The organism is Agrobacterium vitis, assembly GCF_014926405.1.
Classification (GTDB): Bacteria; Pseudomonadota; Alphaproteobacteria; order Rhizobiales; family Rhizobiaceae; genus Allorhizobium; species Allorhizobium vitis_H.
This window is the reverse complement of sequence record NZ_JACXXJ020000005.1, coordinates 1,471,434-1,494,631: the sequence shown is the minus strand read 5'-3', so window position 1 is coordinate 1,494,631 and position 23,198 is coordinate 1,471,434. Positions and strand designations below refer to the sequence as shown.

Annotated in this window: 20 protein-coding genes and 1 tRNA gene; 14 read left to right on the top strand and 7 right to left on the bottom strand. The window is 58.3% G+C overall.

Annotated features, from left to right (window positions below; all coding sequences use genetic code 11):
• Positions 1-3: 3 nt before the first annotated feature.
• The 3 genes from IEI95_RS18100 to IEI95_RS18090 are packed head-to-tail and all read left to right on the top strand — an operon-like array spanning position 4 to position 3,431.
• The gene (locus IEI95_RS18100; protein WP_156535081.1) at positions 4-786 is read left to right on the top strand and encodes a TatD family hydrolase; all 783 of its coding nucleotides are present in this window, start codon (positions 4-6) and stop codon (positions 784-786) included.
• 7 nt (positions 787-793) lie between these two features.
• Complete coding sequence (locus tag IEI95_RS18095) at positions 794-1,612, top strand: MBL fold metallo-hydrolase (protein WP_156535083.1); 819 nt, start codon at positions 794-796, stop codon at positions 1,610-1,612.
• 34 nt (positions 1,613-1,646) lie between these two features.
• Positions 1,647-3,431: a chloride channel protein gene (locus IEI95_RS18090; protein ID WP_156535085.1), complete on the top strand. Its 1,785-nt coding sequence runs from the start codon at positions 1,647-1,649 to the stop codon at positions 3,429-3,431.
• Between the two features lie 43 nt (positions 3,432-3,474).
• On the opposite strand, the gene IEI95_RS18085 is transcribed toward IEI95_RS18090, so the two are convergent.
• A tRNA-Lys gene (locus IEI95_RS18085) sits at positions 3,475-3,550 on the bottom strand.
• A gap of 193 nt (positions 3,551-3,743) precedes the next feature.
• On the opposite strand from IEI95_RS18085, the gene IEI95_RS18080 reads away from it, so the two are divergent.
• Entirely contained in the window at positions 3,744-4,490 is a 747-nt protein-coding gene (locus tag IEI95_RS18080) for a cytochrome c biogenesis CcdA family protein (RefSeq protein ID WP_070150835.1), read from the top strand.
• Positions 4,491-4,513: 23 nt separating this feature from the next.
• Here the strand turns inward: IEI95_RS18080 and IEI95_RS18075 are convergent, their stop codons facing one another.
• On the bottom strand, positions 4,514-5,722 hold the full coding sequence (locus IEI95_RS18075) for a UbiH/UbiF family hydroxylase (protein WP_156535089.1): 1,209 nt from the start codon (positions 5,720-5,722) through the stop codon (positions 4,514-4,516).
• A gap of 197 nt (positions 5,723-5,919) precedes the next feature.
• Here IEI95_RS18075 and pcsA point away from each other — a divergent pair, with 197 nt between their 5' ends.
• The 10 genes from pcsA to IEI95_RS18025 all read left to right on the top strand — a co-directional run bounded on the left by pcsA (position 5,920) and on the right by IEI95_RS18025 (position 17,924).
• Positions 5,920-6,645, top strand: a complete 726-nt coding sequence (gene pcsA / locus IEI95_RS18070; RefSeq protein ID WP_015915968.1) for a phosphatidylcholine synthase — start codon at positions 5,920-5,922, stop codon at positions 6,643-6,645.
• 205 nt (positions 6,646-6,850) lie between these two features.
• Positions 6,851-8,413 (top strand): ABC transporter ATP-binding protein, encoded by a 1,563-nt coding sequence (locus IEI95_RS18065; RefSeq protein ID WP_194416857.1) that lies wholly within the window; start codon positions 6,851-6,853, stop codon positions 8,411-8,413.
• Positions 8,403-9,500 carry an ABC transporter permease gene (locus tag IEI95_RS18060; RefSeq protein ID WP_156535091.1) on the top strand — a complete coding sequence of 366 codons (1,098 nt, stop codon included), beginning with the start codon at positions 8,403-8,405 and terminating at the stop codon, positions 9,498-9,500. Before IEI95_RS18065 ends, IEI95_RS18060 begins: the two co-directional genes overlap by 11 nt.
• Complete coding sequence (locus IEI95_RS18055) at positions 9,497-10,414, top strand: ABC transporter permease (RefSeq protein ID WP_060715555.1); 918 nt, start codon at positions 9,497-9,499, stop codon at positions 10,412-10,414. The genes IEI95_RS18060 and IEI95_RS18055 overlap by 4 nt, the downstream gene beginning before the upstream one ends.
• A gap of 53 nt (positions 10,415-10,467) precedes the next feature.
• On the top strand, positions 10,468-11,541 hold the full coding sequence (locus IEI95_RS18050; RefSeq protein ID WP_156535093.1) for a BMP family ABC transporter substrate-binding protein: 1,074 nt from the start codon (positions 10,468-10,470) through the stop codon (positions 11,539-11,541).
• Positions 11,542-11,724: 183 nt separating this feature from the next.
• Positions 11,725-12,075 carry a pentapeptide repeat-containing protein gene (locus tag IEI95_RS18045; RefSeq protein WP_194416856.1) on the top strand — a complete coding sequence of 117 codons (351 nt, stop codon included), beginning with the start codon at positions 11,725-11,727 and terminating at the stop codon, positions 12,073-12,075.
• A 93-nt stretch (positions 12,076-12,168) separates the two neighbouring features.
• On the top strand, positions 12,169-13,530 hold the full coding sequence (glmU, locus tag IEI95_RS18040) for a bifunctional UDP-N-acetylglucosamine diphosphorylase/glucosamine-1-phosphate N-acetyltransferase GlmU (protein ID WP_156535097.1): 1,362 nt from the start codon (positions 12,169-12,171) through the stop codon (positions 13,528-13,530).
• A gap of 110 nt (positions 13,531-13,640) precedes the next feature.
• Positions 13,641-15,467, top strand: coding sequence for a glutamine--fructose-6-phosphate transaminase (isomerizing) (gene glmS / locus IEI95_RS18035; RefSeq protein ID WP_156538061.1), 1,827 nt, complete (start codon positions 13,641-13,643; stop codon positions 15,465-15,467).
• A 116-nt stretch (positions 15,468-15,583) separates the two neighbouring features.
• The gene (locus tag IEI95_RS18030; RefSeq protein ID WP_156535098.1) at positions 15,584-16,291 is read left to right on the top strand and encodes a DUF502 domain-containing protein; all 708 of its coding nucleotides are present in this window, start codon (positions 15,584-15,586) and stop codon (positions 16,289-16,291) included.
• A 157-nt stretch (positions 16,292-16,448) separates the two neighbouring features.
• Positions 16,449-17,924: an esterase-like activity of phytase family protein gene (locus IEI95_RS18025; RefSeq protein ID WP_156535100.1), complete on the top strand. Its 1,476-nt coding sequence runs from the start codon at positions 16,449-16,451 to the stop codon at positions 17,922-17,924.
• A 255-nt stretch (positions 17,925-18,179) separates the two neighbouring features.
• Here IEI95_RS18025 and IEI95_RS18020 read toward each other — a convergent pair whose 3' ends face one another.
• The 5 genes from IEI95_RS18020 to IEI95_RS18000 are packed head-to-tail and all read right to left on the bottom strand — an operon-like array spanning position 18,180 to position 23,118.
• Entirely contained in the window at positions 18,180-19,061 is an 882-nt protein-coding gene (locus IEI95_RS18020; protein ID WP_194416855.1) for a glycerophosphodiester phosphodiesterase family protein, read from the bottom strand.
• 36 nt (positions 19,062-19,097) lie between these two features.
• Entirely contained in the window at positions 19,098-19,964 is an 867-nt protein-coding gene (locus tag IEI95_RS18015; protein ID WP_194416854.1) for an ABC transporter permease, read from the bottom strand.
• Complete coding sequence (locus IEI95_RS18010; RefSeq protein WP_194416853.1) at positions 19,961-20,815, bottom strand: ABC transporter permease; 855 nt, start codon at positions 20,813-20,815, stop codon at positions 19,961-19,963. Before IEI95_RS18010 ends, IEI95_RS18015 begins: the two co-directional genes overlap by 4 nt.
• Complete coding sequence (locus IEI95_RS18005) at positions 20,815-21,855, bottom strand: ABC transporter ATP-binding protein (protein ID WP_194416852.1); 1,041 nt, start codon at positions 21,853-21,855, stop codon at positions 20,815-20,817. Before IEI95_RS18005 ends, IEI95_RS18010 begins: the two co-directional genes overlap by 1 nt.
• A gap of 33 nt (positions 21,856-21,888) precedes the next feature.
• The gene (locus IEI95_RS18000) at positions 21,889-23,118 is read right to left on the bottom strand and encodes an extracellular solute-binding protein (RefSeq protein WP_194416851.1); all 1,230 of its coding nucleotides are present in this window, start codon (positions 23,116-23,118) and stop codon (positions 21,889-21,891) included.
• Positions 23,119-23,198: the final 80 nt, after the last annotated feature.

The window sequence follows — 23,198 nt, the reverse complement described above, 5'->3', positions numbered from 1 at the left end:
GTGATGTTGATCGATACCCATTGCCATCTGGATTTCGCCGATTTCGAGGAAGAGCGAGACGCGCTGGTGAAGCGCGCCCATGACGCAGGCGTCAAGCAGATGGTGACGATCTCCACCCGTGTCGCCAAGCTTCCGGCGCTGTTGGAGCTGACCGAGCGCTACCCTTCGGTATTTTGCTCGGTCGGTACCCATCCCAACAATGCCAATGAAGAGCTGGAGATTGGCGCGGACGATCTGGTGCGACTGGCCGAGACGCATGAAAAAGTCGTTGCCATCGGCGAATGCGGCCTGGATTACTTCTACGATACCCAAACGCCTGAAGACCAGAAAACCGGCTTCCTGCGTCATATCGAGGCGTCGCGCCGCACACAATTGCCGCTGGTGATCCATAGCCGCAGCGCCGATGACGACATGGGTCAGATCCTGCGCGACGAGACGGCAAAGGGTGCGTTTCCCTTCATTCTGCATTGCTTTTCGGCTGGCGAGGCTTTGGCGAAAACCGGCGTCGAGCTGGGCGGCTATATTTCCTTTTCCGGCATCCTGACCTTTCCGAAATCGCAGGAGCTGCGCGATATCGCCAAGGAAATTCCTCTGGATCGCCTTTTGGTGGAAACAGACGCGCCTTACCTTGCGCCGAAACGCTGGCGTGGAAAACGCAACGAGCCCTCCTATGTCGTCAATACGGCGGAGGTGCTGGCCGAGGTCAAAGGCGTCAGTTACGCCGAAATCGCCGCGATCACCACGGATAATGCATTGAGACTGTTTTCGAAAATGCCAAGGCTTTGAGTGACCGATGACCTATCTCCGCCGCTTCACCATTCTGGGATGTTCATCCTCGCCGGGCGTGCCGCGGATCAATGGTGATTGGGGAGATTGCGATCCGTCGAACCCGAAGAACAGGCGCACACGCGCGTCTTTTCTGATCGAGCAGATCGGCCCGGATGGCGGCAAGACCGTGGTTCTGGTTGATACCGGTCCGGATTTTCGTGAACAGATGATCCGTGCGGGTGTCCAATCCCTGGACGCCGTCGTTTATAGCCACGCCCATGCCGACCATCTGCACGGCATCGATGATCTTCGCGGCTATTCCTTAATGCAGCGCGGACGCATTCCGATCTATGCCGAGCCGGAGACCATGCGTCGGATAGAGACGGGGTTCGGCTACTGCCTGAAGACCCCTGATGGTAGCAATTATCCACCCATCGTCCGTCCCCATATCATCGAGGACATGAACCAGCCGGTTGAGATCGATGGCGCAGGCGGACGCATTGCGCTCTTGCCGCTGGAACAGCAGCATGGCGACATTATTTCACTCGGCTTTCGCATCGGTGATGTCGCCTATTGCAGCGATGTCAGCGATTTTCCAGAAAAAACCGTGCCGCGTCTGGCCGGGCTGGATGTGCTTGTTATCGATGCCCTGCAATACAGGGAGCATCCGAGCCATCTGTCCCTGTCGCAATCGCTGGCATGGATCGACAGGCTTGCCCCGAAGCGGGCGATATTGACCCATATGCATATTCCACTCGATTACGAGACCGTCCTGCGCGAAACGCCTGATCATGTCGAGCCGGCCTATGACCAGATGCAATTCGAGGTCACGCTTTCAGCCTGATTTCTCGAAAACATGGCGCGGGCCAGGATAGACGATGTTGAACAAGCCCTTTCAATCTCCCAGCACGGCCAGCTTTCTCAACAATCTGAAAGCCTCCCGGCTTCAGGCGCTGCTGCGGCGGGGCGAATTGGGTCTGGTGGTGCTGGCCGCCATTATCGGCATACTCGCGGGGTTGCTGGTGTCGCTGGTCAGCTTCCTGAGCGCCAGCCTGCATTTTCTGGTCTTCGGCGTTGAGGGCACGTTGAGTGGCAGCGGCATTACCGGACCTATCGTGCTGGGCGGTCCTATTATCGGCGGCGTCATCCTCGGCGTCATTGTCTTCATTCTGTCCAAAACCCGTAAAAAACCGATGGTGGACCCCATCGAGGCCAACGCATTGCATGGCGGACGGCTGTCGCTGACCGACAGCATCATCGTTTGCGTGCAGAACATCATTTCCAACGGTTTCGGGGCTTCGGTCGGGCTGGAGGCCGGTTACACTCAGATCGCCTCCGGCTTTGCCTCAAAGCTTGGCGTCAAGCTGAAGCTGCGGCGCGGCGATTTGCGGCTGCTGGTCGGCTGCGGGGCCGCCGGTGCGATTGCCGCGGCTTTCGATGCGCCATTGACCGGCGCCTTCTATGCGGTTGAACTGATCATCGGCTCCTATACGGTCGTGACGCTCGCGCCAGTGATCGTCTCGGCACTGGTCGCCAAAATCGTGACCAGCCAGATCGGCGGGCAGGGCCTGTCCATCGATATCGGCGCGGTCGGTAACATCACCCCAATCGATTACCTGCCCGCCGTCATGCTCGGCATCGTCTGCGCAGGCGTTGGCATCGTCCTCATGCAGGCCGTCTCCTTCATCGAGGAAACCGCGCGCAAGAGCTTCATCTCCCAGCCCTTCAGGCCAATGATCGGCGGGATCATCATCGGCCTTCTGGCGCTGGTTTCCCCACAGGTTCTGGCCGGTGGCCACGGCGCGCTGCATATCAACCTCAATACCCAGAGCAGCCTTTATGCACTGGTTCTGTTGTTCGTGCTGAAATCCATTGCCAGTGCCATCTCCATCGGCTCCGGCTTTCGTGGCGGCCTGTTTTTCGCATCGCTGTTCATGGGCGCGCTGCTCGGCAAGATCTTTGCCTTTGCGGCCATGCTGTTTCCAGTTCTGACGCTGACGCCGGTGATTTATGCCGTGGTCGGCATGAGCGCCTTTGCCGCCGCCGTCATTGGTGGACCGCTAACCATGACCTTCCTGGCTCTGGAACTGACCGGCGACTTTCCGATCACCGCGCTGGTGCTTGCCTCCGTTATCACCACCTCGCTGGTGGTGCGGGTGTCGTTCGGCTATTCCTTCGCCACCTGGCGTTTTCACCTGCGCGGCGAAACAATTCGCAGCGCCCAGGATGTCGGCTGGATACGCGACCTGACGGTGGCCAAGATGATGCGCGCCGATGTCCGCACCGCCAATCTCTCCATGGGGCTTGAGGAATTCTGCAAGCAATTTCCATTGGGCTCGACCCAGCGAGTGATCATGGTCAATGACGACGGTCGCTATGCCGGAATCGTTCTCTTGCCGGAAATCTATGCCGATCCGATGGACCGTGAGAATGAGAGCCGCAGCCTGGAAACCTATCTGCGCTATACCAAGGATGTACTTTTGCCGACCATGAACGTCAAACAGGCCGCCGCCATCTTTGATTCCACCCAGAGCGAAGCACTGGCCGTCATGAATGATCGTGTGCAGAACCGTCCCATCGGCTTGCTGACCGAAAGCCACACGCTTCGCCGATACAGCGAAGAACTTGACCTGAGACGCCGCGAAGTGGCGGGTGAGTTTTAAGCATCCGTACGGTATGATGATGTGGTAGTATCTTCTAGGAAAGTGGTGAGCGCGCAGGGATTCGAACCCTGGACCTACTGATTAAAAGTCAGTTGCTCTACCGGCTGAGCTACGCGCTCCCGAAGCGGAGCAACTGCCCCTCTGGAAGTGCGCGGACCATATGCAGGGCGGTGTTTTCGGTCAACCCAAAAAAACAGCTTTTTTCACATTTTCACCAGAGGTTTTTATGGCTTTGGCAAAAAGGTGATTGGCACGTCATTGCCATCGGGGCTACCACACCGATAGAATTTGGTGCCGGGCGGTGAGGACATTGTGACGATTGCTGAAATTCCATTTCTGACGGCGCTTGTGGCCGGGACCTTGTCCTTTCTGTCGCCCTGTGTTTTGCCGCTGGTGCCGCCTTACCTCTGCTATATGGCGGGGGTCAGCGTCGAGCAGTTTCGCGGCGAGGCGGTGGCGGTTGACCGGCGGGCGCGCTCGGCGGTGATTTTTTCGGCCCTGTGTTTCACCCTGGGCTTTGCTACGGTCTTCGTGGCGCTCGGGGCGGGCGCGTCATCCATCGGTATGATGTTGCGTCAGCATCTTGATCTCCTGTCGAAGATTGGCGGCTTGATCATCATCGTTATGGGGCTGAATTTTCTAGGCCTGTTTCGCATCGGCCTGCTGGCGCGCGAAATGCGCTTTGCAGGTGGCGGCAAGCCCGCGACCCTGACAGGGGCCTATGTGATGGGGCTGGCCTTTGCGTTCGGCTGGACGCCCTGCATTGGCCCGGTACTGGGTGCTATTCTCGCGGTCGCCGCAGCCCGTGACACGGTCGGACAGGGTGCTGTGTTGCTGGCGGTCTATTCGCTGGGGCTTGCCATTCCGTTCTGGATCGCCGCTGGCTTTTCAGGGGCTTTCATGCGGTTTCTCACCCGGTTTCGCCGCCATCTCGGCTTGGTGGAAAAGCTCATGGGGCTGCTTCTGGTCGCAACCGGGCTTGCCTTCATCTTCGGCTTTGTATCCGATCTGGCGATCTGGTTTCAGCAGAGCTTCCCAATCCTGTCACGGATCGGATAAACAGCAATTTCCCAAATCACGGTTCAAAATCGCGATTTGATCTTGTCGCGGATCATCTGCGGAAACGCGCCGAAGCCACGGCCCGGTGCAACGCCCTCGCGCATGGCGAAATGGCGCAGCGGTGACAGGTTTGAGAGAAGATGAATGCCGGCAGCGCGCACCATTTGCACCGGCAGGAAGGACGACAGCAGCGAGCGGTTCAGAAGATCGACGCTGGCGGTGCGGCTCCAGACATCCACCTTGCGGCGGCGATCGAAGCGGTCGCCCAGCGTCGAGCCGAGCGGTTTTTGCGGCTCATGCCCAACAAGATCTTCCAGGACCATGATGTCGCGCAGGCTGAGATTAAGACCTTGCGCGCCGATGGGCGGGAAGGCATGCCCCGCCTCACCGATGAAAACGGCGCGGCCCTTGCCGTAGCGGTTAGCGCTCATGCCCGAAAGCGGCCAGGCCTGGGCCGGTGCCTCGACCGTGACTTGGCCCAGCAGCGACTGCATGCGCGCTTCGACCAGAACGCTGAGATCGTTGAGCGGCAAGGACTTCAGCCGTTCCGCTTCCTCTGGCTCGACCACCCAGACCAGGCTGGAACGGTTGCCTTTGAGCGGCACCTGAGTGAACGGCCCGGTTTCCGTATGAAATTCGGTCGAGACATTGTTGTGGGGCAGGGCATGGGTGAAATTCAGCACCACGGCCGTTTGCGGATAGGACCAGGTCCGCACCGCCACATCGGCCGCGCCGCGCGTCATCGAGTGCCGGCCATCGGCACCGACCACCAGATCGCATTCGATAACAGTGTTATCGGCAAGCGTTACGCGAGCAGTGTCGGTCGTAAAATCAATCGAGGCAGCCTGTTGGTGCAAAACGGTAAGATTGGGTTCTCGCGCCAGGGCAGCGTCGAACACATCGAGAAGATCGCTGTTTGCAAAATTATAGCCGAAGGCGGCCAGCCCGATTTCAGAACTGCGAAAGGCAACAGGCGGCGCGCGCAGCAGTCGCTTTGTGCCATCGATGATCTGCATGGTCGAAAGCGCTTCGCCTTGGGATTTGAGCTCTTCCCATAGGCCGAGACGGTCGAGAAAGCGGATGGATTGATCCATCAGCGCTGTGGTGCGGCGATCTTTCGGGCGGGTATCCCCGGCAACCAACGTTACCTTGCGCCCGCGTCGGGCCAGTGCCAGTGCCGCGACGGACCCAGCCAGACCTGCGCCAATTACCGTGACATCGACCGTTTCCATCGTTTTCTCCCTGCATAGGTTCATGTGCAAAATAGGGTGTCGGACGCTGAAAATCCATGGGCTTGCGTGGCGCTAGCGAATGGCATTGTGTCGCGGCGTGGGGCTGGAAATCAGGTAAAGCCTGGAAGAAAGGTTGCATTTGGGGCAGATTCAGAGAATATCCCCCAACCGATCAAAGGGGTTTTTACCGGCGGATTATGAAGATTTTCAACTATAAGCGCGTACCCTATGCAGAGATGCGCGCGTTCTCCGTGCATATTCTGACAGCCTCCGGCTCGTTCCTGGCATTTTTGGGTGTCGTGGCTGCCGCAGAGCATCGTTTTGTCGATATGTTCTGGTGGCTTGGCCTGGCGCTGGCCGTGGATGGCATCGATGGACCGATCGCCCGCAAGGTCAAGGTCAAGGAGGTCCTGCCCAATTGGTCCGGCGATACGCTCGATAATATTATCGATTATGTGACCTATGTGCTGCTACCCGCTTTTGCGCTTTACCAGAGCGGTATGATCGGCCAGCCTTGGTCTTTCGTCGCTGCCGGAATGATCGTGGTGTCCAGCGCCATCTATTATGCCGATATGGGCATGAAGACCGACGAATATTTCTTCTCCGGCTTTCCAGTCGTTTGGAATATGATCGTTTTTACCCTGTTCGTCATCGATGCCTCGGCAACGACCGCGATGATCGTGGTCGGCATTTCCGTAGCGCTGACCTTCCTACCGATCAGCTTCCTGCATCCCGTCCGGGTCAAGCGGCTGCGACCGCTTAATCTGGCGGTGTTCTTCCTGTGGTGCGGACTGGGTGGCGCGGCGTTGCTGATGCATTTCCAAACGCCGTCTTTCCTGGTCATCCCCTTCATTATTAGCGGCATTTACCTCTATGTGATTGGTGGAATTCTCCAGGCTTTTCCGTCGCTTGGCCGCAGTTGAAAACAATGCTCTGCCTTAAAAACGGGCAAGACCCAAAAAATAACCTTTCCGGTAGTTGTAAGCGGCAATAAAACCGGTATCAATACGATCAGCAATCTATACTTCACGCAGGGTCATGACGTGAAGGTGTTGAAATGGTTTAGGTATCCGTTTCGTCTCCTTGTTGTGGGTGTTCGTCCCAGCCGAGGCGGAGCAAGGGGGTCGAGTGTCGCATAGCAAAGAAGTAGCGCCATCTCCGCTGCTTTCGGTTCGCAGCCTGACGAAGCGATTCGGCACATTTGCCGCCTGCGATGGCATTGATCTCGACATTCTTCCCGGCGAAATCCATGCCCTGCTGGGGGAAAACGGCGCGGGCAAATCCACACTTGTCAAAATGTTGTTTGGTGTGCTGACGCCAAGCGCTGGCGAGATCCATTGGGATCATCAAGGCCCCGTCGAGGTCACCTCTCCAGCGGAGGCCCGCCGGCTTGGCATCGGTATGGTGTTTCAGCATTTTTCGCTGTTTGAAGCACTGACCGTGGCTGAGAATATCGCCTTGTCCCTGGATCGCTCGGTGTCGATTGGCGAAATCTCCGAACAGGCGCGGACGTTATCGTTGTCTTACGGTTTGCCGCTCGATCCTTCGGCCCATGTGGCCGATCTGTCGGTGGGCGAGCGCCAGCGGATCGAAATCGTCCGGGCATTGTTGCAAAATCCAAAACTGATCATTCTCGATGAGCCGACCTCGGTGCTGACCCCGCAGGAGGCCGACAAGCTGTTTGAAACGCTGGAAAAACTGCGGGCCGAAGGGCGTTCGGTGCTCTATATCAGCCACCGGTTGGAAGAAGTGCAGCGCATTTGTGACCGTGCCACGGTTTTACGCCACGGTAAGGTGACAGGGACCTGCGATCCACGCCAAGAAACCCCGGCCACGTTGGCGCGAATGATGGTAGGCGCGGACGTCATTGGTGTGACGCCGGATATCGCGGCTCCAGTTGGTGCAGACCTGCTCACCATCAGCCATCTCAGCGTCGATGCTCGCACGCCGTTTTCCATGGCGCTGAAGGATGTGTCGCTGAATGTCCGGGCGGGTGAAATCCTCGGACTGGCGGGCGTGGCCGGTAATGGCCAGAGCGAATTGTTTGATGTGCTGTCGGGCGAATATACCGTGCGCGACCATCAAGCCATCCAGCTATGCGGCCAACCGGTCGGGCGTTTAGGTATCAACCGGCGCCGGTTGATCGGCGCTGGTTTCGTGCCGGAAGAGCGCCATGGCCATGCCGCCGTTACCGGGCTTTCTCTGTCGGACAATCTGCTTTTGGCGCGGCATCGCTCGGATCGCGGGCGTTATGTCTCAGGTCTGTTCGGCCTGATCCGCCACAGCGCCATCAAGACCTCCACCCGACAGATTTGCGAGGCGATGGATGTGCGAAAGAGCGGTGAGGACCCGGTCGCCGGATCGCTTTCGGGCGGCAACCTGCAAAAATTCATTGTCGGGCGTGAGCTGGACCGCAAACCGGCGGTGCTGGTCGTCAACCAGCCGACCTGGGGTGTGGATGCCGGTGCGGCCAGCCGTATTCGCCAGGCCCTGATCGATCTTGCGGCGCAAGGCTCGGCGGTGGTGATCATCAGCCAGGATCTGGACGAGATTTTTGAAGTCTCGACATCGATTGCGGCGATTTCGGAGGGCAGGCTGTCGAAAGTCTATCCAAGCGGCGTGATGAACCGCGAGAAGATCGGCCTGCTGATGGGCGGCTTGCATGGTCTGGAGAATGCCGATGCGCATTGAACTGGAAAAGCGCGCCCGCGCGTCCGGGCTGTTTACGCTGGTCTCACCCTTGCTGGCGCTGGCTTTGACCCTGTTTTTCGGCGGGTTGATGTTTGCAGCGCTGGGCAAGGACCCGTTCTTTGCGCTTTACAGCTTCTTCATTGCGCCGCTCACCGAGGTCTGGTCGCTGCATGAGCTGGCGATCAAGGCGGCACCGCTGATCCTGATCGCTGTCGGACTGTCGGTCTGTTATCGTTCGAACAATTGGAATATCGGCGCGGAAGGCCAGTTCACGGTTGGGGCGATTTGCGGCTCGATCATTCCGGTGATCTTTTACGAATGGCAATCGCCGTTGCTTTTGCCGCTGATGATGGTGATGGGCATGGTTGGCGGTGCGCTTTACGCCGCCATTCCGGCGCTGCTGAAAACCCGCTTCAACACCAATGAAATCCTCACCAGCCTGATGCTGGTCTATATCGCTCAGTTCATTCTGGATTATCTGGTGCGCGGCCCGTGGCGCGACCCGCAAGGCTTCAATTTTCCCCAGACCCGCGAATTCGTCACGGAGGGCATTCTGCCTGCCATTTGGGAGGAATCAGGACGCGCCCATTGGGGCTTTGTCTTTGCTCTGGCTGCGGCTGTCGGCGTCTGGTTGATGATGCGCTATACGCTGAAGGGCTTTGAAATCGTCGTGCTTGGCCAATCGGAACGGGCAGGGCGGTTTGCTGGCTTTTCCTCCAGGGGCATGGTGTGGTTTTCCATGCTGTTTTCCGGGGCGCTGGCCGGTCTTGCCGGCATTTCGGAAGTGTCGGGCTCGATCAATCACCTGCAGCCGTCGATTTCACCGGGCTACGGTTTTACGGCGATCATTGTCGCGTTTCTCGGTCGGCTCAATCCGCTCGGTATCATTGTTGCCGGTTTGGTTCTGGCGCTAACCTATCTGGGCGGCGAGGGCGCGCAGCTGGCGATTGGCGTTTCGGATAAGGTGGCGCGGGTGTTTCAAGGGCTGTTGCTGTTCTTCGTGCTCTCTTGCGACACGCTGATTTATTACAAGGTTCGTCTGGTGTTTTCCAAAACCCGCTCCTCCGTGGCAGAGGGTGCGAAATGATTCTCGAAGCGATTCTTCTGACGGTTATCACTGCCTCAACACCGCTGGTTATCGCTGCCCTTGGCGAGCTTGTCACTGAGCGCGCCGGTGTGCTCAATCTCGGCGTCGAAGGCATGATGGTCATGGGGGCGGTTGCCGCCTTTGCCACCGCCTATTCCACCGGATCGCCGCTTTTGGGCGTGGTGGCGGGCATTGTCGCCGGGGCGGGTTTTTCGCTGCTGTTTGGGTTTCTGACGCTGACGCTGGTCACCAACCAGGTTGCGACCGGGCTGGCGCTGACCATTCTGGGGCTTGGCGTCTCCGGCCAGTTGGGCGAGAGTTTTGTCGGCAAGCCTGGCGTCAAGCTTCAGGCCATCGAATTTCCGCTGCTGTCGGATATTCCCGTCATCGGCTCTCTGCTGTTTCGGCAGGATCTGATCTTCTATCTGGCGATTGTCCTTGTCATTGGCGTCCACTGGTTCCTGTTCAAAAGCCGGGCCGGGCTGATGCTGCGGGCGGTGGGCGATAGTCCGGCGTCCGCGCATACATTGGGGCTGAAAGTTATCCGCACCCGCTATCTGGCAGTGATGTTCGGCGGTGCCTGTTCGGGGCTGGCCGGGGCGCAATTGTCGCTGGTCTATACGCCGCAATGGGTGGAAAACATGTCGGCCGGTCGTGGTTGGATCGCATTGGCGCTGGTGGTGTTTGCCTCCTGGCGACCGGGGCGCGTGCTGGCGGGCGGCTATCTGTTTGGGGCCGTCACCATCGGCCAGCTGCATGCGCAGGCGTTCGGCATCGGATTGCCGTCGCAGTTTTTATCAGCACTTCCTTATGCTGCGACCATTGTCGTTTTGATCGCGATTTCGCATAATCGGCGCACGACGTTGATTAATACACCCGCTTCTCTGGGAAAGCCCTTCGTTCCGGATCGCTGACCCATCGTCTTCACTCTCATGAAACCTTCACTCTCATGCAATCAGGGGAAACTATGAAAAAACTCGCACTCGCATTTGCGGCCTCCGTCGCCACGATGCTTTCCGTTGCCGGTAGCGCCAGCGCCGCCGACAAGACCAAGATCTGCTTCGTTTACGTCGGCAGCAAGACGGATGGCGGTTGGACCCAGGCTCATGAGCTGGGCCGCCAGGAATTGCAGAAGCATTTCGGCGACAAGATCGACACGCCGTTCCTGGAAAACGTGCCGGAAGGCCCGGATGCTGAACGCGCCATCGAGCGTCTGGCCCGCGAAGACTGCAAGTTGATCTTCACCACCTCTTTCGGTTTCATGGACGCCACCGTCAAGGTCGCCAAGAAATTCCCGAAGGTGAAATTCGAACATGCAACCGGTTTCAAATCGGCTGAAAATGTTGCGACCTACAATTCGCGCTTTTACGAAGGCCGTTACATTTCCGGCGTGATTGCTGGCAAGCTGTCAAAGAAGGGTGAGGCCGGCTACATCGCCTCCTTCCCGATTCCCGAAGTGGTGATGGGCATCAATGCGTTCGAGCTTGGCGCGAAATCCGTCAATCCGGATTTCAAGATGAAGGTCATCTGGGTCAATACCTGGTTCGACCCCGGCAAGGAAGCCGATGCCGCCAAGGCGCTGCTGGACCAGGGCGTCGATATCCTGACGCAGCACACCGACACCACGGCTCCAATGCAGATCGCGCAGGAGCGCGGCATCAAGGCGTTCGGCCAGGCCTCCGACATGATCGCTGCTGGCCCAACCTCGCAGCTAACAGCCATCAAGGACACCTGGGGCGCTTATTACATCAAGCGCACGCAGGCCCTGCTGGACGGCAAATGGACATCCGAACAGAGCTTCGACGGCCTGAAGGACGGCATCCTGACCATGGCGCCCTACACCAACATGCCTGATGATGTGAAGAAGCTGGCCGAAGACACCGAAGCCAAGATCAAGTCCGGCGAATTGCATCCCTTCACCGGTCCTGTCAACAAGCAGGACGGCACGGCTTGGCTGAAGGCTGGCGAAAAGGCCGATGATAAGACCCTGCTCGGCATGAACTTCTATGTCGAAGGCGTGGATGATAAGCTGCCGAAGTGATCTTGGCCTGACGGTCCGATCCAGTTAAATTGAGCCGCTCGGTCAAGGCCGGGCGGCTTTTTGCAAACTAGAGTCTGTCAGGTTCAGATTGAATCAGACCGACTCTAGATTCTCTTGTTTTCGTTTGTCTTTTCGGGAAAACCGGATTCCACTTTTCCCTGACAAACTCTAGGATATCAAAACATGCAGCTTCGTGGCGTGACGGACCAACTGGATGTGAAGGATTGCGATCTGTCTGGGTCGGAATTCCTTGATACCAATCTTTCGGGCAGCCATTTTCAACAGATCAATGTCTCCGGTGCCCGCTTCACCGATGGCGATTTGTCCGGCTGGCGGATCGATAAAGCCAATCTCTCGGGTCTGCGGGTCAATGATGTGAACTTGTCTGGCGCGGAAATTCACGACGCCAATCTGTCCGGCCTGCAAATCTTCGGCTGCCGGATGACTGACGCCACCATCGATGGGATCTCTGTTGAAGAGCTGCTGGCAGCTTATCGTTCCGTCCATCCGTCAGCCCGTAGCGAAGACGGCTGATATTTCTCCATTTGTAGTTTTCATTCAAGCTGGTAAACAGCGCTCGCCGGTCGTTGCCGTGCATGCTGGACCTATACTGGCTGGAGATACCTGATGAGCCGCACCTGTCTTGCCGTCATTCTCGCCGCAGGCGATAGCACGCGAATGAAATCCGCGATGTCCAAGGTGCTGCATCCGGTGGCGGGCCTGCCGATGATTGCCCATGTGATGCAGGCGATTGCCGCCAGCGATATTGCCGATGTAGCACTGGTCGTCGGGCGCGATGCCGATAAGGTCACACAAGCCGCCAGCATCAAAGGCCTCTCCGTCACACCCTTCGTGCAAACCGAGCGGCTTGGCACCGGTCATGCCGTCTTGACCGCGCGCGAGGCGCTTGGCCGAGGCTATGACGATATTCTGGTGGCCTATGGCGATGCGCCGCTGATTACGCCAGGTCCGCTGTTGGCAGCGCGTGCGGCTTTGGCTGACGGCAATGACATTGCGGTGATCGGTTTTCACACTGAAAAGCCGACCGGCTATGGCCGTCTTCTGGTCGAGGACGGTGAATTGGTCGCCATCCGCGAAGAAAAGGATGCCAGCGACGAAGAGCGCAAGGTGACCTGGTGCAATAGCGGTTTGATGGCGATCAATGGTGCGAAGGCGCTGGACCTTCTGGGGCGGATCGGCAATGCCAATGCCAAGGGTGAATATTACCTGACAGATCTGGTTGAAATCATCAGGTCTTTGGGTGGCAAGGCGGTTGCTGTCGATGCGCCGGAAGCCGAGCTTGCGGGCTGCAACAATCGCGCCGAACTGGCGGTGATCGAAAAGCTCTGGCAGGAGCGTCGGCGTCATGAATTGATGCTGTCAGGCGTCTCGATGATTGCCCCGCAAACTGTGTTTCTGGCCTATGATACTGTGCTGGCCCAGGACGTGCTGATCGAGCCGAATGTAGTGTTCGGCCCCGGCGTGACTGTGGAAAGCGGCGCGGTGATCCATGCCTTCTCGCATTTGGAAGGTGCGCATGTGGCATCCGGCGCGACCGTCGGTCCGTTTGCGCGGCTGCGGCCCGGCGCCAATTTGGGCGAGGGCTCCAAGGTAGGCAATTTCTGTGAGGTGAAAAAGGCTGAGATTGGCGCTGGCGCCAAGATCAACCATCTCACCTATATCGGCGATGCCTATATCGGGGCGGAAACCAACATCGGGGCAGGCACCATCACCTGCAATTACGATGGGGTGAACAAGCATGAGACCCGGATTGGCGCTCATGCCTTTATCGGTTCCAACAGCGCCCTGGTTGCTCCAGTGACGATTGGTGATGGCGCGCTGATCGCCTCTGGTAGCGTGATTACGGATGATGTGCCTGCCGACGCCCTAGCGCTTGGCAGGGCGCGTCAGGAAATCAAACCAGAGCGGGCAAAAGCGATCCGGGAGCGGAACCTCGCCATCAAGGCCATGAAAAAATCCGGTTCATGATCACGGATATTTTCGTAACGTCACGATATCCAAATTGACCATCCCTGGAATTGAGAAATCCTCCGGAATTGGTAGGACTGGCCTCGCGTGAGCGCGAGAAGGAGAATTGCATGTGCGGTATTGTCGGAATTGTCGGTGATCGGCCGGTCTCAGAACGCTTGGTAGACGCCCTGAAGCGGCTGGAATACCGGGGGTATGATTCGGCAGGTGTCGCGACCCTCGATCATGGGGTGATGGATCGCCGCCGCGCCGAGGGCAAGCTGTTCAATCTGGAAACCAAGCTTGCACAACAGCCGCTTCCAGGCTTGATCGGCATTGCCCATACTCGCTGGGCCACGCACGGCGTGCCGAATGAAGCCAATGCCCATCCGCATTTCGTCGAAGGCGTCGCGGTCGTTCACAACGGCATTATCGAGAATTTCTCCGAGCTGCGCGACGAGCTTGTCGCTGACGGCGCTACGTTCACCAGCCAGACCGACACAGAAGTCGTCGCCCAGCTTCTTGCCCGCTTCCGCCGTCAGGGGCTGGATCATAAGGGCGCGATGCTGGCGATGCTGAACCGGATTACCGGCGCCTATGCGCTGGTGGTGATGTTTGCCGATGATCCGACCCAGCTTTTTGCCGCCCGGTTCGGCCCGCCGCTGGCCATCGGCCATGGCAAGGGTGAAATGTTCCTGGGCTCCGACGCCATTGCCCTGTCGCCTTTCACCAACCAGATTACCTATCTGGTCGATGGGGATTTCGCTGTGATTGGCCATCGCAGTGCCCAGATCATGGATTTCGCGGGCAAGCCGGTCAAGCGCATCAAGCAGGTCTCGCAGGGCAGCGCCTATCTGGTCGATAAGGGCAATCATCGCCATTTCATGGAGAAAGAAATCTATGAACAGCCGGAGGTGATCTCCCATGCGCTGGCGCATTATGTCGATCTGGCTGCCCATACGGTGAAGAGCGATGTGATCGGCCTGGATTTCGCACGCCTGCGGGGCCTGGCGATTTCGGCCTGCGGGACGGCCTATCTGGCAGGCTTGATCGGCAAATACTGGTTCGAGCGCTATGCGCGCCTGCCTGTTGAAATCGATGTCGCATCCGAATTTCGCTACCGGGAAATGCCGCTGTCGCCGGATCAGGCGGCGCTGTTCATTTCGCAATCGGGTGAAACTGCCGACACACTTGCCTCGCTGCGCTATTGCAAGGAGGCAGGGCTGAAAATCGGTGCTGTCGTCAATGTGCAGGAATCGACCATTGCTCGCGAGGCCGATGCAGTCTTTCCGATTTTGGCCGGGCCGGAGATCGGCGTTGCCTCCACCAAGGCCTTCACCTGCCAGCTCGCGGTCATGGCATCGCTGGCGATTGCTGCCGGTAAGGCGCGGGGCCTGATCGGCAACCAAGAAGAAAAGGAGATGGTGCGGCATCTGTCCGAACTGCCGCGCATCATGAGCCGGGTGGTCAACCTGATCCAGCCGCAGATGGAAAGCCTGTCGCGGGACCTGTCGAAATTCAAGGACGTGCTCTATCTCGGTCGCGGCACCAGCTATCCGTTGGCCTTGGAAGGAGCGCTGAAGCTCAAGGAGATTTCCTATATCCATGCCGAAGGCTATGCTGCCGGTGAGTTGAAGCATGGTCCAATTGCGCTGATCGATGAAAACATGCCTGTTATCGTCATCGCTCCGCATGACCGGTTCTTTGAAAAGACCGTCTCGAACATGCAGGAAGTGGCGGCGCGCGGCGGCAGGATCATTTTCATCACTGATGAGAAGGGCGCTGCATCCTCCAGGCTGGAAACCATGGCAACCATCGTTCTGCCCGATGTCGCGGAAATCATCGCGCCTATGGTGTTTTCACTGCCGATCCAGTTGCTCGCCTATCATACGGCGGTGTTCATGGGGACGGATGTCGATCAGCCGCGCAACCTGGCGAAATCCGTCACGGTTGAGTGATCGATTTTTTTGCGATGCACCTTGTCTTGGCGGGCAAGGTGCCGCACAGTTTGGCCATACTGCTTCGCTGTGCGTTTATGCGGCGAAGCAGGCCATTTCATGAAAAATCGGATCATATGTCGGATAAACCAGAACGAATTTCTTTTGCCAGCCGGCTAAGGACCAATTTCCTGACCGGCATGATTATCTGTGCGCCTTTGGCGATCACCGTCTGGCTGACCTTCACCTTCATCGATTGGGCCGACAGCTGGGTGACGCCCTATATTCCGCAGCGCTACAATCCGGAATATTACTTCAATATCGCCATTCCCGGCACCGGCCTGGTGATTGCGGTGGTCGGCATCACGATGATCGGCTTTCTGGGGCGCAATCTCGTTGGGCGATCCATCGTTAATTTCGGGGAGTCGATCCTCAACCGCATGCCGCTGGTCCGCACCCTCTACAAAAGCCTGAAGCAGATTTTTGAAACGGTACTGAAGGAACAGTCCAGTTCCTTCAAAAAGGTCGGGCTGATCGAGTTCCCGGCTCCCGGCACCTGGGCCATGGTGTTTGTCGCCACCGAAGTGACCGGCGAAATCGCGGCCCGGCTGAACGAGGAGGGCGAGGAGATGATCGCTGTCTTCATGCCGCCGACACCGGTTCCGACAGCAGGCTTCCTGATGTTCGTTCCCCGCAGCCGCCTGAAACTGCTGGACATGACGCCGGAAGAGGGCGCCAAGCTGCTGATTTCCGGTGGATTGGTCATGCCGGAATGGAAACCGGCTTCCGGCGCTATTGCCATGCCGCCTGTCGTGGATGTCGCAAAGGGAAAAACGGGGCTGTAGGCTTTCGGCAGAATGCCCGTTTCCTGTATGATCTTGTCACGATCCTGTCACGGGAAGCTTCTAATGGCCCTGATGGGGGAGCAGTGATGCGGCAGACAAATGCCGCCTCACCATCAAAGGCTGAGGGCTGCCCCGGTTGATGCAAAGGATCGGGATGATGATATTTTCACGCAAGGCAATGCTTCTGGCCGCAACATTCGTGGTTTCTTCGGCGGGAATGACTCTGGCGGAAGGAACGGTCAGCGCCAACGGGGTAACGATCGCCAACAAGGGTCTGGTCGCCATTGGCCGCATCCCGGCCAATGCGCGCGACAAGTTCAAGGAAACCTTTGGCTCCGGCTCCGGCATGGCAATGGATTTGACCCAGTGGAAAAAGCAGGGCGAGAGCTATTCCGGTTCACTCTGGCTCCTGCCGGATCGTGGCTACAATGTCGAAGGCACGACGGATTATAACACCCGGATCAACAGAATTGATTTCACCCTCGCGCCGACACCAGTTGGGACCACTGCGCCGGCTGACAAGCAGCAGAAAGGCGTTGATGCCAAGCTTGCCGATACGATCCTGCTGACGGACGGCGAGGGCAAGAGCCTGACCGGTCTGGACCCGGAATCCGGCATTCGCGCCGCGACCAAGACATTGCCAGCCTTGCCGCAGGCGACCACCGGCAAGATCTCGCTCGATCCGGAAGCCGTCGTTCTGTTGAAGGACGGCTCGATGATGATCAGCGACGAATACGGTCCCTATATCTATCACTTCTCGGCTGCGGGCAAACTGCTCTCCGCCACCCAGCCGCCAAAGGCTCTGCTGCCAATGCGCAAGGGTGAGTTGAACTTCTCGTCCAACAATGTTGGCGAAGGCGGCAAGAAGCCAGACCCGAAAGACCCGGATAGCGGTCGCCAGAACAACCAGGGCCTGGAAGGCATGTCGCTGACACCGGATGGTAAGTTCCTGATTGCGCTGCTGCAATCGGCAACCCGCCAGGATGGCGGTGATAGCAGCTCGACCCGCATGAATACCCGCGCCCTGGTTTACGATGCCGCCGATATGGATCATCTGAAGCTGGTGCATGAATATGTCGTGCCCCTGCCGACCTTCGACAACAAGGGCAAGGTTGCAGTCGCCGCTCAGAGCGAAATTCTGGCGCTGTCGGACAAGACATTCCTGATGCTGGCGCGTGACAGCAATAATGGCCAGAGCATGAAGGGCGATACATCGGTTTACCGCAAGATCGATCTGGTTGATCTGTCTGCTGCCACCGATATTGCCAATGGCGAGTTTGACGATGCGAAGCCGGTTGCCCCGAAGGGCGTGGTAGATGCGTCCGTCAAGGTTGCGGCGGTCACGCCCTTTATCGACATGAACGACGACAAGGATCTGGCCCGTTTCGGCCTGCACAATGGCGCGCCGAACGACAAGGATAATCTCTCTGAAAAATGGGAGGCCATGTCGGTCGCCCCGGCGCTCGATCCATCTGCCCCAGACGATTATTTCCTGTTCGTCGCCAATGACAACGACTTCCTGACCCAGGATGGCTATCAGGTTGGTGCTGCCTACAAGGCTGAAGGCGGCGCTGAGGTTGACACCATGTTCCAGGTGTTCCGCGTGACCTTGCCGGGCATGACTGCCAAGTAATTTACCTCCAGACTTGCTCTACAGTAAAACGCCGTGCATCCAAGTTGGACGCACGGCGTTTCTGTTTCTAGAGCATCGTGTAGAAAACCGAAATCACAGTACACGACGCAAAGATTTCGGGGCTTCGCCACCCCCTCATCCGGCTGCCGCCACCTTCTCCCCGATGGGGAGAAGAGACCGAGTTGATAGCACTGAACCTTAAATTACAGCATCGGACCGAAAAGCGGTTCTTAACTTTCGGTCCGATGTTCTATCTTACGCCTGTCTGGCGTGCAGCCAAGCCTTGAATGCCTCGACCTCATCCGTCTGGATCGCACCGACGCCTGCATCTGCCAGCACGGTCCAGACCGCATCTGGATCGGCAAGGGCGCGGGTATCGTTGAAATCGAGGCAATGCGAGACGTCGAGTGTGTTGATCCAGACGCGGATGTTTTGGCGCTCCAGTTCGGCCCGCGCATCGGCGATATCGGCAAGATCCGTGAATTTCACTTCGATCATCGGCGCCTTGAGGCTCTCAATGCGGCGCAGGTCTTCGGTAAACCGGCCCTGACGTACGGGAAACATCGGCATATGCGGGATTTTTCCGAACCAGTCGGCATCGGCAATGGCGAAATGGTCCGCGTCGAGATTGATGTCGGTCTTGACCAGAACCTGATCGGCAATGTTCATCCGCAGTACCGTCTCCATCACCTGCGGCAGATCGCGGGTGAATTTCGTGTCGATATTGACGGTAATACGACCGCGAGCTTCTTCGAGAATTTCCTCAAGTGTCGGAACGCATTCCTCCGTTATATCAGCCTCCGGGCCGCCCGCGCCGCTGCGCAGCTTTGCTTGACGGATGACATTGAACGGCAATTCGCTAACCGTGCCGCTGCCGGTCGTGGTTCGATCCAGGGTCGCATCGTGAATAACCACGAGACGACCATCGGCACTGGACTGGGTGTCGATTTCGACCATATCCACGCCTTGGGCAATTGCTTCCCGGATTGAGGCCAGCGAGTTTTCTGCCGTGCTCTTCCATAGGCCACGATGGGCGATGGTCAGAATGGTGGGATTGGTACGCGAGGCCATTTCGGCAATCGAGCAGGGACGGGTGGCCGGGGACTGGTGCGCAAGCGTGGACGTCTGGACAGGCATGGGTTGGACTTTCGGCTGTTACGGTTATCGAAGGAATCAGATCTTGCCCATGCCTGCCGCCATCAGGTCGTCGCGCAGGATGCGACCGGCGATGATGAAGACGATGAGGGCTGGCAAAAGCAGGATGAAGGAAACGATGGCAGCCAGCGGCAGCTGCATCGAATAGGGGTCGAGATACATGTAAAGCTTGATCGGCAGGGTCTGGACCACAGGCGCGCCGACGATGAAGGATTTGTCGAATTCCTCGAAACTGCCGATAAAGGACATCAGCCCGCCCGCCAGCAGACCGGGCACGGCCAGCGGCAGGATGATATGCGCGACAATGCCAACTGTTCCGGCACCGAGCGAGCGGGCCGCATGGATCAGCTCGTCGGGAATGGTCTCAAGCGTTGCGGTCATCAGCCGGATCATCAGCGGCAGGGTGCCGACGATCTGGACGATGATGACGCCAGCCACCGAATAGGCAAGGCCCAGCGCCAGGAACACCTGGCCGATGCCGACCGCGACCACCAGACCGGGAATGATGACTGGCGCGAGAATGAAGATCTCCACCAGCCGTTTCAGCCGGAAGGGAAAGCGCGCCATGGCCCAGGCCGTCGGTAAGGCAATGATTGCCGTTGCGAACGTGACCGTGAAGGCGATGGCAAGGCTGGTGACCATGGCCTGGATCAGACCCTGATCGCTGAGCACGCTTGCCCAGCGGCTGATCGTATAGACCTGCGGCAGCACATGCGGCGGCTGCCAGCCATCGGCAATGCTCCAGACAAACATCAGAGCAAGCGGCAGGGCGATGGCCAGGGCCAGCGTACCAAACAGGCCGATGGAAACCAGCAGGCGGTCTTCGGGGCGGAACATGCGGCGCTTTGCTGCAACAGGGGTATCGAGCTCAAGAACAGCCATCATGCATTCCCCCGCGCATTGCCAGCGCCGATCCGGCTGGTCAGGGCATAATAGGTCAGGAGAACGACGACCGCGAACAGACTGAGCACCATGCCCATCGCATAGACCTGCTCGAACCGTCCCTGTTTGAATTCCTGAACCATCAGCACCGAAAGCGGGCGCGCCGTTGGCGGGCCGACGATATCAGGAATGGCATAGGAGCCCATCGAGCCGATGAAGGTCAGGAGAATGGCGGCGGTAATGCCCGGCATGGCAAGCGGAACGTCCACAGCCAGGAATGTTCGAAGCCGGGAGGCGCCAAGCGTGCGGGCGGCAAAGCGGATATCCTCGGGAATGGCGGCAAAGGCGCTGGTGATGATCAGAGTCATGAATGGGATCTGCTTCCAGGAACTGGCCATGATAACGCCCGCGCCCAGGTCATCGCGGACCAGTTTCGGTAGGGTAAAGCCGAGTGGGGCCAGCAGCCGGTCGAAAAAGCCACCACGCTCGAAGACGACGATGATCATCAGCCCGACGATAATGCTCGGAACGGCCATCGGCAGCTTGTAAAGCCCGCCGAACAGCTTGCGCCCGATAAAACTTTTGCGCAGCAGAAGCGCCAGCGGCACGGAGAGCGCCAGCGACACCAGAACCGGCATCACGCCGTAATAGATTGAGGTGGATAGGCCGCGCAGCATGGAGGGCCGGGTGAAGATGCGCTGATACCAGCTGAGCGTAAAGCTGCCATCTTCCAGCCGGAAGCTGCCGACCAGCGCCGACAGCAGCGGCAGGCCGAAGAAGAACAGCAGATAGCCGACCCCCGGCAGGAGCAAGAGCAGGAGTTGGATCGAGCGGCGGCGAAGCAGCGATGGCATCAGGCGGCCTCCATCGACGGCTGGTCTTCGAGCAGATGCACGGCATCGTGGAAAGACAGCGAGACCCGGCTACCCATCTCTATCGGTATCGCCCCGCCTGACTGGCTGATCTTGATCCTGACCGCGCCGATATCGGCGGTGTAGAGGATATTGGCACCCATGAATGAAACAGAGGTGACGGTTGCCGTTCCGTTTTCGTCGCGCTCGAGACCGATATTTTCCGGGCGGACCGAAATCTGCATAGGTCCGGCAGCGGGACGGTCCAGCACGACGTTCTGACCCCAGGGGAGCAGCGCATCCATGCCGGACGCCTTGACGGAGAGAAGATTGGTCTGGCCGAGGAAGCTGGCTGTAAAGGCCGCTTTTGGCGACCGGTACAGCTCCAGCGGCGTGCCGATTTCGACAACCTGACCGCCGTTCATCACCACGATCCGGTCGGACATCGCCATGGCCTCGGCCTGGTCATGGGTGACGTAAAGGCTCGTCGCGCCGATGCGGCGATGCAGTTCGACCAACTCGTGGCGTAGGCTATCACGCAGCTTGGCATCGAGATTGGAGAGCGGTTCGTCAAACAGCAAAAGACTTGGCTGCATGACGATGGCGCGGGCCAGCGCTACCCGCTGCTGCTGACCGCCGGACAATTGCCGGGGCATACGGTCCACAAGGGCGCTGAGATTGCAGATCTCCAGCACATGGGCGATGCGCCGCGCCCGCTCGTCTTTTGGGACATTCTTCATCTTCAGGCCGAAGCCGAGGTTCTTGGCGACCGACATATGCGGAAACAGCGCATAGGATTGGAACACCATGGCGATATCGCGCGCTTCGGGCGCCAGTCCATCAATCCGCTTGCCCGCCAGCCGGATTTCGCCGCCGGACGCCTCGCTGATGCCCATCAGGATGCGCAGCAGCGTCGATTTTCCGCAGCCGGAGGGACCGAGAATAGTGACGAATTCGCCCTTTTCGACGGTAAGCGAAACCGGGTGGAGGACGCGGGCTGACCCGAAATCCTTGGTGATGTCGTTGATCTCGAGCTCGCTCATGGCTTTGCCCCTGTTCGTCGGAATCGATTGGGATTACTGGTTCAGGACTTTTTCATCGAGCGCTTCGGCAAGGGCGGTTGACATGTCCCAGAAGGCAGGCACCGACAGGCGGGGATAGACACTTTTCGGCAAGACATGATCCTGGAGGGCAGCCGGGATCAGATCGTTGGTAATATCGGTGCGCGGCGAGCGCGATGCCTTGGTTTCCAGCTTGAAGGTCTGGAATTCCTTGCTCATGGCCATATCGATCAGCAGCAGGGCAGCGGCGACGTGCTTGGCATTGGCGGGGACGAACATTGCGTCGCCGGAGCCGACCTGTCCCTTTTCCAGCAGTGTCAGGCGGAAGGTTTCGGGCAATTGCTTGTTGCCGAGAAAGCTCATCACCTGATCTTCCCAGACCGTCCCCATATAGAGCTGCTGGTTGTTGATCAGGTTCAGCGTATCGGCATTGCCATTGGTCAGTTCCGCAGCCTTCAGCAGGCGGCGGTAATAGTCCCAGACAGGCGTCAGGCATTCTGATGACATCGCCCAGTCTTCGGCCTGCTGGAGCGTTTTGCTGTAGTCTGTCAGGGCCGTGCGGCAATCGCCAGTCAGGTAATTGAGCGCCACGGAATAGATGAAGCCACCACCCGATCCGCCTTTGGCTGGCAAGGTGACGCCCAGGCGCTTGGGATGGCTTTCCGCCCAGGCCAGCAATTCGTCGAAACTCTTGGGAACCTCATTGGGTTTGACGAAGGCACTGTCATAGCCAATTGCCGTCTGGTTGAGATGGACGAGCGGGAAAGTGCCGCCATGCTGCCGTCCGAACAATGTCTGCGCCAGGACCGGATCATAGGTTGCCATGTTCGGCAGGATTTGCGTCAATGGAATCTTACCGATTACCCCTTTGGCCGAGAGCAGCGGATAGCCGCCGCCGCCTGCGAAATAGGCATCGACGGGCGCATCTTGGCCTGATGCTTGGACAGCGATTAACTGCTGGTTGGCCTGATCGCCGTTGACGTCGCTATAGATGACCTTGATGCCGTATTTGGCGGTGAAACTGTCAGTCAGGTTTTTCCAGGTTTCACCGAAGCTACCGGCGTAGTTATACATGGTCACCGTTCCCTCGGCTTTGGCGGCGGGTACGACGATGTCGTAGAAATTCTCCCTTGTGACCTTGGAGAGATCGAAATCAAGATTTTTCATATTGGTTTCGGTGCTCAAACACGGAGCGACGGAAGCGGCGAGCGTCAGGGCCGCGATGGCCAGGAATTTCATCTGCATTGGGGTCTCCATCAGAGCTGGATCAATTGCAGGCGTAATAATACACTTTGAGTGTAATATTTGTGACAGGCCGGAAATTT

Excerpts from the sequence above, each read along its gene's own strand:
- IEI95_RS18100 (WP_156535081.1), top strand. The coding sequence starts at position 4 with ATGTTGATCGATACCCATTGCCATCTGGATTTCGCCGATTTCGAGGAA.
- IEI95_RS18095 (WP_156535083.1), top strand. The coding sequence starts at position 794 with ATGACCTATCTCCGCCGCTTCACCATTCTGGGATGTTCATCCTCGCCG.
- IEI95_RS18090 (WP_156535085.1), top strand. The coding sequence starts at position 1,647 with ATGTTGAACAAGCCCTTTCAATCTCCCAGCACGGCCAGCTTTCTCAAC.
- IEI95_RS18075 (WP_156535089.1), bottom strand. The coding sequence starts at position 5,722 with ATGGAAACGGTCGATGTCACGGTAATTGGCGCAGGTCTGGCTGGGTCC.
- pcsA (WP_015915968.1), top strand. The coding sequence starts at position 5,920 with ATGAAGATTTTCAACTATAAGCGCGTACCCTATGCAGAGATGCGCGCG.
- IEI95_RS18060 (WP_156535091.1), top strand. The coding sequence starts at position 8,403 with ATGCGCATTGAACTGGAAAAGCGCGCCCGCGCGTCCGGGCTGTTTACG.
- IEI95_RS18055 (WP_060715555.1), top strand. The coding sequence starts at position 9,497 with ATGATTCTCGAAGCGATTCTTCTGACGGTTATCACTGCCTCAACACCG.
- IEI95_RS18050 (WP_156535093.1), top strand. The coding sequence starts at position 10,468 with ATGAAAAAACTCGCACTCGCATTTGCGGCCTCCGTCGCCACGATGCTT.
- IEI95_RS18045 (WP_194416856.1), top strand. The coding sequence starts at position 11,725 with ATGCAGCTTCGTGGCGTGACGGACCAACTGGATGTGAAGGATTGCGAT.
- glmU (WP_156535097.1), top strand. The coding sequence starts at position 12,169 with ATGAGCCGCACCTGTCTTGCCGTCATTCTCGCCGCAGGCGATAGCACG.
- glmS (WP_156538061.1), top strand. The coding sequence starts at position 13,641 with ATGTGCGGTATTGTCGGAATTGTCGGTGATCGGCCGGTCTCAGAACGC.
- IEI95_RS18030 (WP_156535098.1), top strand. The coding sequence starts at position 15,584 with ATGTCGGATAAACCAGAACGAATTTCTTTTGCCAGCCGGCTAAGGACC.
- IEI95_RS18025 (WP_156535100.1), top strand. The coding sequence starts at position 16,449 with ATGATATTTTCACGCAAGGCAATGCTTCTGGCCGCAACATTCGTGGTT.
- IEI95_RS18020 (WP_194416855.1), bottom strand. The coding sequence starts at position 19,061 with ATGCCTGTCCAGACGTCCACGCTTGCGCACCAGTCCCCGGCCACCCGT.
- IEI95_RS18015 (WP_194416854.1), bottom strand. The coding sequence starts at position 19,964 with ATGATGGCTGTTCTTGAGCTCGATACCCCTGTTGCAGCAAAGCGCCGC.
- IEI95_RS18010 (WP_194416853.1), bottom strand. The coding sequence starts at position 20,815 with ATGCCATCGCTGCTTCGCCGCCGCTCGATCCAACTCCTGCTCTTGCTC.
- IEI95_RS18005 (WP_194416852.1), bottom strand. The coding sequence starts at position 21,855 with ATGAGCGAGCTCGAGATCAACGACATCACCAAGGATTTCGGGTCAGCC.
- IEI95_RS18000 (WP_194416851.1), bottom strand. The coding sequence starts at position 23,118 with ATGCAGATGAAATTCCTGGCCATCGCGGCCCTGACGCTCGCCGCTTCC.